The organism is Bacillus sp. ok061 (assembly GCF_900108285.1).
Lineage (GTDB): Bacteria > Bacillota > Bacilli > Bacillales > Bacillaceae_G > Bacillus_A > Bacillus_A thuringiensis_S.
This window is the reverse complement of sequence record NZ_FNUW01000038.1, coordinates 16270-30092: the sequence shown is the minus strand read 5'-3', so window position 1 is coordinate 30092 and position 13823 is coordinate 16270. Positions and strand designations below refer to the sequence as shown.

The following is a 13823-nucleotide window of genomic DNA, read 5'->3' as shown; positions in this document are numbered from 1 at the left end:
ATTAAATTTAATCTTGAGAGGGGTAAGGGGATTGATAAACAAAGTAGACGAAAGGGAGTATATTTCTCCATTAGGGGATTCAGAAATTAAATTTGAAATTGAACGCATCATTTTAGAAATAACTAACAGATTAAAAAATCCAGAAAGTGTAAAGGGAATTGTAACAAATAAAAATAATACGATGAAATTTTTAGAAAAGGATATAATTCCGTGGGAAGAAGTAAGTTTAAGTACAGGCTACCCAAGTATATGTTTATTTCTGGGCGAATTATCAGCTAATTACCCGGCGGAAAAATGGGATGTAGTTGCTCATAACTATGTTTTGCAAATTAATGAATACCTATCTAAAAACGGGATGTATTCGTACTCACTTTTTCAAGGGTTTACTGGAGTTGGTTTCGCGGTTACAGCCTTATCAAAAGGTGCTACTCGATATCAGAATTTTATTAGACAGACTAATGATCTAGTTATAGATTATATAAATAGGATTTTACCTACATATTATAAGAAATTAGAGGAAAATAATTTAGGAATGTCAGATTATGATGTGATTTCTGGGATAACAGGGATTGGACGATACTTGCTATTATATAAAGAAAATGAAAGAGAGCAAGTAGCTTTAAAGCATATATTGAAATTTTTAGTGAAAATGACAGAAAATAAACTAATTAATAATTGTTTGGCTCCGGGGTGGTATATTTCTTCTGAAAATCAGTACTTGGATTCAGAAAAGGAATTATATCCGAATGGAAACTTTAATTTAGGACTATCACATGGCATTCCAGGTCCACTGTCATTACTCTCTGTTAGTTTAAAGAATGGAATTGAAGTAGAAGGGCAAAAGGAAGCTATTGTTAAAATTGCTGATTGGCTAATAAAGTTTAAAATTGAATCAGACACGGGTTCCTTTTGGTCATTTAGGGTGGATTGGGATGAATTTATCGCTGGAGAAGGGAAACAGAATAGTGCGTCAAGAGCAGCCTGGTGTTATGGAACTCCAGGAGTGGCAAGGGCCTTATATCTTGCTGGAAAGGTTACAAATAATCAAGAATATATAGATGTTTCTATTCAAACCTTAGATGATCTTTTTAATTATCAGAGACATGAATGGGGGCTATATTCTCCTACATTCTGTCATGGATACGCTGGACTTCTTCATATACTTAATTTGATGTATATTGATACAAAAAAAGAAAAGTTTAAAGGGTATATTTTAGAGTTGCTGCAAATGATTCTAAATACATACGATGCAAATTCGCCTTTTGGTTTTTATAATTATCAATTAGGCAAAGATAAGATGGAGCTTTCAGTAAATATAGGGCTGATTGAGGGAGTTAGCGGTATTCTTTTGGTACTATTAGCATTGATAAAACCAATAAAAACAGATTGGGATACAGCATTTTTACTCAATTAGTTTAGGTGTGGATACGTAATAATTTAGTATGCTAGTTAGATGAATTTATGTAAATGATTAATGTAGTTTGTTCATAGAAGATAATAGTTTAAGTTTAATATTAACCTTAAACTATTATCTTTTAATGTTGGATTAGAATTATTATTTCGTATTATTTGTTTGAATTTTTCAAGTGGGAATTTTTATAAAATAGTTAGGGGTGGTTATTAATGAAAAAAATAATTTTTTTGATTGCTATATTTTTTGTCATAATTGGAAGTTCTTTTGTTCAGGGATCGACTACTTTTGCTCAGGTTGATAATCATATTTATTATACCGTTCTTTTAAAAGAGGGGGATAACACAGACAACTTTATAGATAATTTAAAACAAAATAATAATATAGTAGATATAACGTATACTGTTCCTGAAATTGGACTTATTCAAATCCAGGCTGACAAGAAGCAAATAGAAGAAATCAGGCAAGATCCATTAGTGGAAGAAGTTAATCAATCGATTGGTATTGTTAATTCTAGACAAATTTCAAACGATGTAGCAAAATTGCAAATGGAACCTAACAAACCATCAGTATGGGATTTGCAATGGGATGTAAGGGAAGTGACTCATGATGGGAAAAGCTATGAAGAATTTACAGGCACTCATAATGTAGTAGTTGGCATTATAGATTCAGGTATAGATGTTAATCATCCTGATTTGGCTAAAAATATATTAAGTGGATCAAAAAATTTAGTTCCCAAAGGTGGATATAGGGGAATGGAAGAAAGTGAAACTGGTGATATAAATTATTTAGATGATAAACGTGGTCACGGCACTCATACAGCGGGACTTATTGCTGCAGATGGTTTAATGAAAGGGGTTGCTCCTGGTATAGGAGTACGAGCTTATAGGGTCTTTGGTGGTAAATCTGCTGAACCAATCTGGATTGCAAAGGCAATCATAGAAGCTGCTAAGGATGATGTAGATGTTATTAACTTAAGCCTAGGTTCTTATTTAGTAGATGGTACGATTTATTCAAAAGAAGGGGCATCAAAAAAAGAAGCAGCTGAAATCAAAGCATATAAAAAAGCAATAAAATATGCAAAAAAACAAGGAAGCGTTGTGGTTGCAGCTGCTGGGAATGATGGAATTGATGTTACTAATTATGAAATGATGGATAAATTAATAAAAGAAAGATTATTACAAGATGATTTAACATATAAAGGTATGGGTCTAGATGTACCGGCAAGTTTACCAAATGTTATTACTGTAGGTTCTACGGGTCCTACCCAAGAGTTATCTTTATTTTCAAATTATGGATTGGGTTTTAGTGATTTAACAGCACCAGGTGGAGATTTAAGGTTATTTAACAAATTCGGTAGTGATGCATATATGAAAGAGGGATGGTTTAGGAAAGAGCAAGTTATTAGTACACGTCCAAGAGGAGGATATTACTATGGGGCAGGTACTTCAACCGCAGCTCCCAAAGTTTCTGGCACGTTGGCATTAATTATTGATAAGTATAAATTCAAAAATTCTCCTAATGAGGCAACTAGAGAATTATATAAATATGGAGTTAATAAAACTCCGCTAGATGCTTTATTTTTTGGAAAAGGAAAGCTGGACATCTATAATGCTATAAATCATTGATTCTTAATTAATTATTATAAGACAAAATAAAAGGGGAGGATTGAGAGTGAAAACTCATCCTACTCCTTTTTTATTTGTAAATATAAAAGTCCTTTATTATTAAGTTATCAGTTGGTTCAAATTGAAACTATTTATACCATACTGCCAATTCTTTTATGCCAAATGAATAATGATGTTCCAAAAAATAGGGGTATAATCAAGATAAATATAACAAAGGTATAATCAAAGTTATATGCTCCTCCTAAAATTGAAAAGGCAATATCTGGGGTGTGAAATAGTATATTTTTTATTGAATCGAATAAATAAATGGAGGCTACTATAAATGCAATACTTCCCATAAATGTGAGTAGTGGTTTTCTTAAGATAACACTTATAAATGAAACTACAGAAAGTAATGCAATATGTACTATAAAAATAATAAAATAAAATTTTAAATTATATATACTGGAAGCAAATAAACCCATAGGTTCTTCTATATTATAATAATTTGCCTGTTCTACCTTAGGCATAAAGACATATCCAATCAAAGTGTTTGTTAGATATGTTAACAATAACATGCCTGCATATACAATTATTAATGAAATCCATTTACTTACGAGTGTTTTCCACTTTTTAAAAGGTCGTAGTAAGATCATTTTATATGCACCTGAATCAACTTCTGAACTTAATGATTCAGAATAGAATAAAGGTAAAATAATAATTATTAAAAGAATATGGTATGTAAGAATTTGGCCAACTGGAAAATTTAAATTATTTAAAGGAAGTTTTATTCCATTTACAACATAACTATCAAAATTCCAACGAAGTTGACTTAAATAAAAGAACATAAGTGGATATAAAATAGAAATTAAAAATAAAACTATTGTACTTTTTCTAGCAAAAATCCTTTGAATTTCGGCTGAAATTAATTTTTTCATAGTATACACCCTCTCTATATAGCATTAAATAAAATCAATATTTACTTTTAAAAAATCATACAAATAATGCGTAACATATGTGTCTGTAGAGTTTGTAGGTTTAAAAAATATATTTAATACCCTTACATTTTAATTTGTTAGCGATTTAATCAAGATAATCGTTACGTGTAAAAGTTATATAAGATAAAGTTTTAAAAACTATAAATATAACAATTGGACTATATAAAAATATATTTGTAACCCCAGCAGCAAAATATGCAGCCCCTTTGACTTGAGTTAATATTGGTGATAGAGATTGGTATGTGAATACAACAGGATGATTCTCTGGATATTCTTTAATAATAGGACTTATTACTATAATGTATAAAAGATTAGCAAATATAAATCCTAGACTTAAACCGATAACACCTGTAATTGTTTTAAGTTTCAAGGAAATAAACTCAACGATGCTACCAAAAGCAAGTAAACTCATATACCCTAATAAATAATATTTAAAAGAATATTGTACGATCTCTTCAATTCCATAAAGACCATTCATGAAAAATAAAGGAATTTTAGTTAACTTAGGTAAGAATAACCAACCTATAATTAATGAAACAAGGAGTTGTAAAATTAGGATTAGAAAAATATTTAACATAAAAATTAAAGATTTTGCTAAGTATAATTGTTTTAATGAAATACCCCTTGTAAAAGGGATTCGTAGAGCACCTTTTTTATATTCTTCATGAAAACTTATAGCACAAAAAGTAATGACAATTGCATTAAAAGCAGTAAAGAGCATTTCCTGTAAACTTGTTAAATGAAAATTTAAATTTGAGCTGAATGCTACACTTAATGGTTTGAGTGTAGCATTCGTTTGCACAGCAAATTTGAGAGATAGTAAAACGATAATAGGTATAGCAATAAAACATATTATATTAATTTTTTTAGACCAAAACTTTTCAGATTCATATAAAAGTAGAGATTTAAACATTGAATCCTCCTATTACTCATAGATATATTTTTGATTAGAATGTGTGAGGTTTATTGGATTTTTAAGACATTAATTCCATAAAGACATCTTCCAGTTTCTTTTCATTACCTACTGAACTCATTAGAACATGACTATCACCTGTCCATTTAATTTTGCCCTCTCTAATGAATACATATTTATTGCATATTTTTTGAAGTTCATCTAGAAGGTGACTGGAAATGAAAAATGTAATTCCTAATTTCTTTCTAAGATTAAGAATTAATTCTCTTAAATCTCTCATTCCCATTGGGTCAAGACCATTTGCAGGTTCATCTAATACCACTATTGTTGGATTATTAAGTAACGCTTGTGCAATGCCAAGTCTTTGTTTCATACCCAAAGAGTAACCTTTTACCTTATCATTGCCTCTATCTTTTAAATCAACAATTTCTAAAACTTCTTCAACCTTTGCTAATTGTTCTTTTCTGTTCATATTTGGATTTAATCGTGCAAGGTTTTGGAGATTCTTTCTTCCTGACATATATTCAAAAAATACAGGAATTTCAATAATTGCCCCGATTCCATTTAGGGCTAATTCTCTATTTTGTAATACGTCAATACCATTAGTATATACATTGCCTTCATCTGGTCTTATTAACCCGGTTATTATTTTCATAAGAGTGGTTTTTCCGGCACCATTTGGTCCAATAAATCCGCATATATCTCCTTCTAAAACATCAAAAGTGGCATCATGAATTATTTTTCTTTTATTAAGGGTTTTATTAACGTGCTTCACTTCTATTTTTTTCATTTTTTATTTCCTTTCTTATTAAGAATTATGACGATATCGTTTGATTTGAATGGGGGTAATTGTTCTTACACTTATATCTAAACATATAAAAAACAACTCTTTATCAACTTTGTGTATTTTTCTTATTTTTAGTTTTAAAAATGAATAGTATGAATGAATAATTTAATGCGATTTTGCTCAAAAGAGGTATTTATTGTAAAATCTATGTAGCTATTATATTAAGAATAGTAAAATGATTAATACTTGTATAACAATATTTTTTCATATTTCCATTAATAGATTTCGAATCAGAGTGAGGGTAAGTAGGGTTTGTAAAGAGTTTATATAAAGATATTAAAAAAGGGTGATATAAGAAATGGATAGACGAGTACTTATAGTCGATGACAATATAGAAATAATCTCATTTGTAAAACCAGCACTTGAAGTTGAAGGATATACTGTAGATTATGCTGTATCAGGGGATCAAGCTTTACAAAAAATTAATTCGGATTTTGATATTATCCTATTGGATGTAATGTTGCCTGATACGAGTGGATTTGATATATGTAAAAAAGTTAGAAGTAGAGTTAATTGTCCGATTTTATTTTTAACGGCTAGGGGGCTTGAGCAGGAAAGAATCAAAGGTTTTTTAGTTGGGGGAGATGATTATATTGTAAAACCATTTTCATTAAAAGAACTTATTCTGAGAATGAGCGTACATATAAGAAAAGATAAAAGGGATTCGTCCTTAAAAAAATCTAATGAGTTAGTCTTCGGTGACCTTAGAGTTAATATTTTATCTAAAAGTATTCAAATAAATACACAATTGGTAGAGTTGACAAGAAAAGAATATGAAATTATTGAGTTATTATGTACACACCCTGGGCAAGTATTCTCTAAAGAACAAATTTTTGAAAGTGTGTGGGGGAATATAAGTGACAGTAATATAACTACTGTTACTGAGCATGTAAGAAGAATACGTTTAAAACTTCATGATTGTGGACTTAAGAACGAGTGTATAAAAACAATTTGGGGATTGGGATATAAATGGGAATGCTAAAACGTTTAAATATGCATCTAAAAATAAAAACACAGTTTGTATTGTACTTTCTTTTATGTTTCATAGTATCAGTTATCATGACATTGCTATTTTTAGGTATAGCTTTATTTGTATTTGAAAATAAGAAGGTTGCAAATGCTATTGAGAATTATGCAGTAATTAATAGTGATAAAATTTTAAATGTAAACTTTCAAGATGAATTAAATAAACAAATTCCTAAAGATGATATTGAATATTGGATTGTATCTAATAATAAGAAGGTATTATATACTTCAGCAAAAATAAAAAAGTTACCTGAAGATCTTACAATTAGTTCAAAGGAGTATTATGGTAAAGAATATAATAATGCTACATATGGAATTTCTTTTAAACCTTTTTTTAGCGAAGGCAAATTTCAAGGTGGAATAGTTTTAAGGTATAAAAGTAATATTTTTGTAGAATCCAGTATCATAAATAATCTTTTAAAAAAAATTAACTATAATGTATTCTTTTTCTTTTTTATTCTTTTTCCTATATTTATAATTTGTCCCTTTATTATTATATTAATCTTTTCTGTATTATTTTCAAAGGATATAATACGTCCTTTAAAAGAAATGATTAAATTAAGTAATCATATAAAGAATGGCCGTTTAGATTTTATAATAGACACGTCTTATACTAATGAATTAGGGCAAGTTCTAAAATCATTTGAAGATATGAGGATAACACTACAAAAATCGCTAAAAGCACAATGGATGATGGAAGAGCAAAGAAAAGATATGATTTTGTCACTTACTCATGATATTAAGACACCAATTACTATAATTAATGGACATTTAGAATTACTCGCAGGATCGTATAATCATATTTCAGAGGAAAATAGAAAAACATATATTAATATTATGCTTAGTAATTCTGAAAAAATAAAAAAAATGATTAATGAACTAAATGAAATCTGGGACTTAGAAAGACCAAATTTCACATTAAATATACAAAAGGTGGATTTAAATGATTATATTTTAGAGCTTGAAGGGGATTATATATATATATGTGCAAAAAAGAATGTTAATTTCCGTATAATATCTTCATTATCACCTGGGGGGAAATTTGATTTTGATTCTTTTAGAATAAATGAGGTACTCCAAAATATTATAACCAATTCTTTAAAGCATACAGAGGATAATGGAGAAATTATACTTGAAATATACTTAGAGAATAGTAATTTAATATTTCGAGTGTCAGATAATGGAAAGGGATTTAATGAAGAAGTCGATTTAGTTTTTAATAAATATTATAAGGGAAATGGAGATTTAATATATAAAAATAGTTCTGGGCTAGGACTTTATATTTGTAAGCTAATTATTGAAAAACATGGAGGAGAAATCTCTGCGTATAATAACAAAAGAGAAGGAGCTACTATAGAGTTTTCTTTACCTGGCAAAAATAAGCTAATAGAAGATGATGAATGTAGTGATATTGTATAGAAGTATACGATTAAGAAAAGTAGAATGATTTTGTCCGATTAATATTTAAAGCTAATCAGTGGTAATTAATGCGTTCTAATAATTAGATAGAAGAAAGGGCTTATGTTAAAGATTTCTTAAAGATAAGTTCTTTCTTTTTTATTATTTCATTCTTTAGTTTGACACTTGTGTTAATATTCTCATCATGATGTGTAAGACTAGAAGGACAGTTTCATTTAAGGAGGTTTAGATTTTTAATGTCTTTGTTTTGATATGGACAACAATAACATAATTGGTTTAAAGCAAATGTAGATACGACACTAACTTGTTTGCCGTACCATTTTGCTCTGCTCTGTATTCCAACATGGTCCGAAACTATAATCCTTCATGGAGTAGGTGGGGGAAATGAATTGGCTTCGGGCAAGAGGTGGTAGGAGGTCATTTTAATTGTTTGAAAGGTGATCAGGAGTTAATTAATGAAGAGGGTGTTTTAATTTTCTTAATGTATTATAATACATAGCTTAAAAGGTTATATAATGGTTATGATATAATAAAATTCAAGTACAATAAGGGGGATTAATTAAATGATTTTTCAAAGCATGATAACAGCTATTATAGAAAAATTACAAGAGACGGTGAATCCCTATTGGATAATTGTGTTTGGATCAACGGCTGAGAATAGAGAACGAGAAGATAGCGATATTGATATAGCTTATTTAAGTGACACAACTTTAGGGAATTATGAACGTTTTTTATTAGCACAGGAGTTAGCTAACATTGTTCATAGAGATGTTGATTTGGTTGATTTATCCGAAGCTTCTACAGTTTTTCAAGCTCAGATTATACATACAGGAAAGACAATATTTTGTTCTGATGAAGAACGGAAAATTATTTTTGAAATGAAAACCTTAAAAATGTATTCAAAATTGAATGAGGAACGCAAGATAGTATTCGATGATATAAAGAAAAGAGGTTCAATATATGAAGAATGAGGTTATTTTAAATAAAATTTCCACAATAGAGCGTTGTATAAAAAGAATCCAAGATGTGTATGGAAATGACCCTGAAAATTTAGAGGATTATACAAAGCAAGATTCAATAATATTAAATATACAAAGAGCTTGTGAAGCGAGTATTGATTTAGCAATGCATATTGTTGCAGGGAAAAAATTAGGACTACCTCAATCTAGTCGTGAAGCTTTTGATTTATTGGTTACAGCAGGGTTACTTAGCGCAGAGCTAGCAAATAAGTTAAAGGCGATGGTTGGATTTCGTAATATTGCTGTTCATGATTATCAAAGTGTAAATTTAGATATTGTTCGTCAAATTATTGAAAAACATTTAACTGATTTTAAACTATTTACAAAAGAAGTAATGGGGATATTGGAATTTTAGGCAAAAGAACAGAATAATAGGGCTGAGAAAGAAAGTAATTCTACGATTCCCAAACTAACTATTGAAACAATCACTTAATTTCGTAAGAAGAAACGCGGTCATAAGATGAATTTGTTTATGTTGTAGTGAGGCTTTGCATGAGATGTGTGTAGATAATAGTAGGAACAATATCCATATACAATTTTATCAACAAATAAGTAAATATTTTTAAAACTAATTTTTATACATATAATGTATACCCAAAACAAAAAAGTTTCCATAAGGAAACTTTTTTGTTTTGGGTAAATTTATAACGATTAATTAATATTCAGTTTTTGAAAAAAATGATGAATCATGTCAAATCATCTTCATTTACACGAACATGAACGTAGTATAAAAATGAAGCATATCCAAAATAATTAAAGGGGCTGAAAAAATGATTAAAAAACTTATTATTAGTTCTATTGCTTTAGGTGCAACAATAGGAGTGAGCAAACCTACATTTGCTGCTACAATACATTCTCCATCACAGTTTAAAGAAACTCGAAATGTGCAATCCCTGGGAAGATTCATTTGTTAGTTTGTTGTTATTACTTCTAGCGAATGAAGATGAACAATTAACCCAAACATTGGAAAATTATTTCAAATAAAAAATGCCTATGTATTCAAAATAAGGTCAGCACATTCCATTGGATTTATTTTATCTATATAATATTCTTCTGCTTTCCAATATCGTCTTTCAAATTTTTCTTTATTTTGTTGAGTTTCTTTGGTTTCGCGCATTAATCTTCTTTCCCTAGAACAATTCAAAAATATTACTCTATCAAAGAAATCTCTCCATTCCTTTCTTTGTAGGAATACCCCTTCGATAATTATTACGCCTGAACTAGGTAATTTTACTGTCTTTAACTGACTAGAATCAGTATCCTCATCATAATATGGGAGTGTAATTTCTTGTAATTTAAGAAGGTTTTCAAATAAATGCTTTCTTAACCATTCTACATCCCACTGTAACTCATAATATTCATACCACTCTTCAAACTCAGTATTGTATCTTTTTTTTCTTTCAACTATATGATCATCTAAATGAAAAATCATATAAGGAATTCCTCTATTTCCAAAATCCAATTTAAGATTCTCCACAAAAGTAGTTTTGCCAGAACGACTTAAACCATCAATACCTAAAATAAACCTATTATTACTTTTTATGAATGATTTTATTTCAAAATAATTTATCCCCAACACTTTCACCCTTTACATTTAGATTCTGTTGTAGAGAGAAAATACAAACAGTTGCAATTATAGAGTATTGAAACTTTATATAGAGATGCTATCAACATACTCATTTAGACAAAAAATCAGTAGCTATAGGAACCATCTATGCCGAAAAGGCTAGCATGACCACCACTCCATGTCAAGTTGTATCCTAAATCTATCTTTGCAAGATTAGCATATTTATTTTGCAAAAGACTTTTAATTCGATTCTTTAAATTTAGAGATTAGAGAACTTATATTTTTTATTACGTTGAACATATCGATTTAATATGTTCATTCAACTGTAAATAATATGTTTCGAATGTAAATTCTTTGTAAATTTTTGGTTAAAATTTAGTTGACTTTTACAATTTTCAGAATTATCATACTCTTATATTCAAAGAAAAGGGGATGAAAATATTGGGAGTTATTGATATTGATGGAAATATTGCAACAAAAAAGAATGATGCAAACGCTGTATATTATCCAGTATCTGACATTAAAATGATTAAGGGTGAGGGTGTTTATCTGTATGATTCTGAAGGGAATTCTTATATAGATTGTGCTTCAGCAACCTTTAACTTAAGTCTAGGATATGGACACCCAGCTATAATTAAAGCTATAAAAGATCAAGCAGAGGATTTAATTCATGTTACTTCCTCTTTTCAAACTGAACCTATAAATAAACTTGCACAAAAATTAGTAGATCTTTCACCCAACAGAATAACTAAAGCACATCTAAAAGTATGTGGGGGGTCAGTGGCGAATGAAGGCGCAATAAAAATGGCACAAAGAGCTACTGGTAAAAGAGATACAATGTCACTTTTTAGAAGTCATTTAGGTCAAACAATGTTCACTGCAAACTTATCTGGAAACGCATTTAGAAAAGAGAATTTTCCTTTAGCGATTCCAGGGGGAATGCAAGTACCAGATCCATACTGTTATAGATGCTTCTATGGGCAGGACCCTTCTTCATGTAACTTTATGTGTGTTGATAGATTAGACGATTTCTTAGAGTTTGGAAGTAGTGGTAGCGTAGCAGCATTTCTTGTAGAACCTATATCAGGGAATGGGGGTAACATCATTCCTCCAAAAGGTTATTTTAAACGCTTACGAGATTTCTGTGATAGAAATAATATCAAACTTATTTTTGATGAAATACAAACAGGTATCGGAAGAACAGGATATATGTTTGCAGCTGAGTATTATGATGTCGAACCAGATGCAATTACTGTTGCAAAAGGATTGGGAGGTTCTGGAGCACAAGTTGCAGGTATTTTAGCGAGCGATGAGTTAAGTGGGCTAACAACAAATGAACATTCGTTTACTTATGGTTCAAATGTTCTTGCTGCAGCCGCAGCAGTTACAACACTTGATATTATTTCTCAGCCTCATTTCTTACAAAATGTAAGAAATACTGGAGCATACATTTTAGCTAGATTAAAAGAAATTGAAAAGAAGCATGCGTTTGTAGGTGATATTCGGGGGTTAGGATTAATGATAGGTATTGAAATCATTGATATGAATGGAAAACCTGATTCAATATTAACAAACTGGTTAGCTGAGAAAGCAATGGAATTCGGTCTAATTCTTAGAACATCCCGTTATGGTTTTGGAAATGTACTTAAAATCAGACCACCATTAACACTTACATTAGAAGAAGCTGAAATAATATGCGATAGATTTGAATTACTTTTAAAGGAAGTAACCGTATGAGCAATACATTAACAATAGTTAAAAGTAAACAAGATCCTGTGAATACTAAACTTTATGACCTAGTAATAGTTGGTGGTGGTTTCAGAACAACTACATTTCTATCATCTGCCCCTGAACTTCTTGAAAGAGATATCCTTATAATTGAAAAAGGTAATTCTATAGGTCCTGGTTCTTTTGAAGACTATGATATTATAACCTCTTCAAACGGTGCTAGTATGTTAAAAAACACCAGTTATAAAGGGGATTTCAATCAAATTAGAAACAATGAAAAAATTAATAGAATAATAAATAGCAATCACCCTGTAGAAGCTAGAGATCTATCTAGTGCACTAATTGAAATTGGTAACATTATAAACAACAAGTTAAGTAAAGAATCGATTTTATATAATACGAATGTAGTAAAAGTTGAAATTAATTCTTCAACAGGTCCCAATAATATCATCACTTCCGAAGGTAATGTTATTAGAGCAAATCATATACTTTTAGCAACCGGAAGAACTGAGAGATTACACCCGTCTTTGAATAAGTGGAAAGAAAAAGTGATGTTTTCTGGAAACGCAATTAGTCTGAATAAACAAAAATACTTAAAAAACAAACTAATTGAATTAAATGGAAAATCTATAGTTATTCCTGGATGTTCACATAGCACAATGTCTGTACTAAAGGTAATATTGAAGTTAATCAAACAACTTCAACTTGAATCAGATAATTTTATAGTACCCAAGATATATGTATTACAAAGAAGCTTAGCAAAGTTAATGTATACATCTGAGGAAGAAGCAACTAAAAATCAAGTAGAGGGACGAGAACAACTCTATGATCCGAAATCCGACATTTGCCCTGATACAGGAATCATTTTTAGAGATTCAGGATTACGACATATTTCTAAGGAAATCTATTGTGATTTGTGGAGTAACAAAATTTCTAATGCTGAAATTATTAGAATCCAAGAGATACTGGATGCTTCAAAGTTATTTGATGAAGCTGGGCTAATTATTCAAGCATTAGGATACTACGGAAATCCACCTGAAGTGTCAATATATGGTGAGATAATTTACGGAAAAGAATCTGAAAATAGAATTTATTCTAAAGATGATGGAGCGATAGAATTTAATGGAATGACTCTCCGAAACTTCTCCGCGCTTAGATTGGAACCAACGCCATTAAATCGAAAAGACAATACAGTTTATGGAAAGAATTTATATAACGCTCTATATCGAAGAATTGAACATCATATCAGTTCAATTCAAAAAATTAATACAAGTGAGGATTGAAAGAA

At 29.8% G+C, this 13823-nt stretch carries 13 protein-coding genes and 2 pseudogenes; 10 read left to right on the top strand and 5 right to left on the bottom strand.

What is annotated here, in order from left to right:
- The first annotated feature begins 31 nt into the window (after positions 1–31).
- Together C4S65_RS30120 and C4S65_RS30115 are read left to right on the top strand one after the other, a co-directional pair.
- Entirely contained in the window at positions 32–1414 is a 1383-nt protein-coding gene (locus tag C4S65_RS30120; protein WP_103945756.1) for a lanthionine synthetase C family protein, read from the top strand.
- A 209-nt stretch (positions 1415–1623) separates the two neighbouring features.
- Positions 1624–3039, top strand: a complete 1416-nt coding sequence (locus tag C4S65_RS30115; protein WP_103945755.1) for a S8 family serine peptidase — start codon at positions 1624–1626, stop codon at positions 3037–3039.
- 131 nt (positions 3040–3170) lie between these two features.
- Here C4S65_RS30115 and C4S65_RS30110 read toward each other — a convergent pair whose 3' ends face one another.
- The 3 genes from C4S65_RS30110 to C4S65_RS30100 all read right to left on the bottom strand — a co-directional run bounded on the left by C4S65_RS30110 (position 3171) and on the right by C4S65_RS30100 (position 5719).
- Positions 3171–3956 (bottom strand): hypothetical protein, encoded by a 786-nt coding sequence (locus C4S65_RS30110; RefSeq protein WP_103945754.1) that lies wholly within the window; start codon positions 3954–3956, stop codon positions 3171–3173.
- Between the two features lie 145 nt (positions 3957–4101).
- A complete protein-coding gene (locus C4S65_RS30105) occupies positions 4102–4929 on the bottom strand; it encodes a hypothetical protein (protein ID WP_000477082.1) in 828 nt (275 codons plus the stop codon).
- A gap of 61 nt (positions 4930–4990) precedes the next feature.
- On the bottom strand, positions 4991–5719 hold the full coding sequence (locus C4S65_RS30100; protein WP_000717865.1) for an ATP-binding cassette domain-containing protein: 729 nt from the start codon (positions 5717–5719) through the stop codon (positions 4991–4993).
- A 355-nt stretch (positions 5720–6074) separates the two neighbouring features.
- Here C4S65_RS30100 and C4S65_RS30095 point away from each other — a divergent pair, with 355 nt between their 5' ends.
- Positions 6075–6758: a response regulator transcription factor gene (locus C4S65_RS30095; RefSeq protein ID WP_088363775.1), complete on the top strand. Its 684-nt coding sequence runs from the start codon at positions 6075–6077 to the stop codon at positions 6756–6758.
- Entirely contained in the window at positions 6746–8221 is a 1476-nt protein-coding gene (locus C4S65_RS30090; RefSeq protein WP_103945753.1) for a HAMP domain-containing sensor histidine kinase, read from the top strand. The genes C4S65_RS30095 and C4S65_RS30090 overlap by 13 nt, the downstream gene beginning before the upstream one ends.
- Positions 8222–8321: 100 nt before the next feature.
- On the opposite strand, the pseudogene C4S65_RS35480 reads toward C4S65_RS30090, so the two are convergent.
- Positions 8322–8558: pseudogene (locus tag C4S65_RS35480) on the bottom strand (hypothetical protein); the annotation flags it as partial.
- A gap of 226 nt (positions 8559–8784) precedes the next feature.
- Here C4S65_RS35480 and C4S65_RS30080 point away from each other — a divergent pair.
- The 4 genes and pseudogenes from C4S65_RS30080 to C4S65_RS35475 all read left to right on the top strand — a co-directional run.
- The gene (locus tag C4S65_RS30080) at positions 8785–9192 is read left to right on the top strand and encodes a nucleotidyltransferase domain-containing protein (protein WP_000577221.1); all 408 of its coding nucleotides are present in this window, start codon (positions 8785–8787) and stop codon (positions 9190–9192) included.
- Positions 9182–9595 carry a DUF86 domain-containing protein gene (locus tag C4S65_RS30075; RefSeq protein WP_000787545.1) on the top strand — a complete coding sequence of 138 codons (414 nt, stop codon included), beginning with the start codon at positions 9182–9184 and terminating at the stop codon, positions 9593–9595. Before C4S65_RS30080 ends, C4S65_RS30075 begins: the two co-directional genes overlap by 11 nt.
- A 415-nt stretch (positions 9596–10010) precedes the next feature.
- Positions 10011–10154 carry a hypothetical protein gene (locus C4S65_RS34725; RefSeq protein ID WP_181032162.1) on the top strand — a complete coding sequence of 48 codons (144 nt, stop codon included), beginning with the start codon at positions 10011–10013 and terminating at the stop codon, positions 10152–10154.
- A pseudogene (locus C4S65_RS35475) lies at positions 10129–10212 on the top strand (Signal transduction histidine kinase); the annotation flags it as partial. The gene C4S65_RS34725 and the pseudogene C4S65_RS35475, both read left to right, overlap by 26 nt.
- 19 nt (positions 10213–10231) lie before the next feature.
- On the opposite strand, the gene C4S65_RS30065 reads toward C4S65_RS35475, so the two are convergent.
- Positions 10232–10810, bottom strand: coding sequence for a kinase (locus C4S65_RS30065; RefSeq protein WP_103945764.1), 579 nt, complete (start codon positions 10808–10810; stop codon positions 10232–10234).
- 465 nt (positions 10811–11275) lie between these two features.
- On the opposite strand from C4S65_RS30065, the gene C4S65_RS30060 reads away from it, so the two are divergent.
- Both C4S65_RS30060 and C4S65_RS30055 read left to right on the top strand, forming a co-directional pair.
- Positions 11276–12544 carry an aminotransferase class III-fold pyridoxal phosphate-dependent enzyme gene (locus C4S65_RS30060; protein WP_103945763.1) on the top strand — a complete coding sequence of 423 codons (1269 nt, stop codon included), beginning with the start codon at positions 11276–11278 and terminating at the stop codon, positions 12542–12544.
- Positions 12541–13818 (top strand): hypothetical protein, encoded by a 1278-nt coding sequence (locus tag C4S65_RS30055; protein WP_103945752.1) that lies wholly within the window; start codon positions 12541–12543, stop codon positions 13816–13818. Before C4S65_RS30060 ends, C4S65_RS30055 begins: the two co-directional genes overlap by 4 nt.
- The last annotated feature ends 5 nt before the right edge of the window (positions 13819–13823 follow it).

Excerpts from the sequence above, each read along its gene's own strand:
- C4S65_RS34725 (WP_181032162.1), top strand. The coding sequence starts at position 10,011 with ATGATTAAAAAACTTATTATTAGTTCTATTGCTTTAGGTGCAACAATA.
- C4S65_RS30100 (WP_000717865.1), bottom strand. The coding sequence starts at position 5,719 with ATGAAAAAAATAGAAGTGAAGCACGTTAATAAAACCCTTAATAAAAGA.
- C4S65_RS30110 (WP_103945754.1), bottom strand. The coding sequence starts at position 3,956 with ATGAAAAAATTAATTTCAGCCGAAATTCAAAGGATTTTTGCTAGAAAA.
- C4S65_RS30075 (WP_000787545.1), top strand. The coding sequence starts at position 9,182 with ATGAAGAATGAGGTTATTTTAAATAAAATTTCCACAATAGAGCGTTGT.
- C4S65_RS30095 (WP_088363775.1), top strand. The coding sequence starts at position 6,075 with ATGGATAGACGAGTACTTATAGTCGATGACAATATAGAAATAATCTCA.
- C4S65_RS30115 (WP_103945755.1), top strand. The coding sequence starts at position 1,624 with ATGAAAAAAATAATTTTTTTGATTGCTATATTTTTTGTCATAATTGGA.
- C4S65_RS30090 (WP_103945753.1), top strand. The coding sequence starts at position 6,746 with ATGGGAATGCTAAAACGTTTAAATATGCATCTAAAAATAAAAACACAG.
- C4S65_RS30105 (WP_000477082.1), bottom strand. The coding sequence starts at position 4,929 with ATGTTTAAATCTCTACTTTTATATGAATCTGAAAAGTTTTGGTCTAAA.
- C4S65_RS30080 (WP_000577221.1), top strand. The coding sequence starts at position 8,785 with ATGATTTTTCAAAGCATGATAACAGCTATTATAGAAAAATTACAAGAG.
- C4S65_RS30055 (WP_103945752.1), top strand. The coding sequence starts at position 12,541 with ATGAGCAATACATTAACAATAGTTAAAAGTAAACAAGATCCTGTGAAT.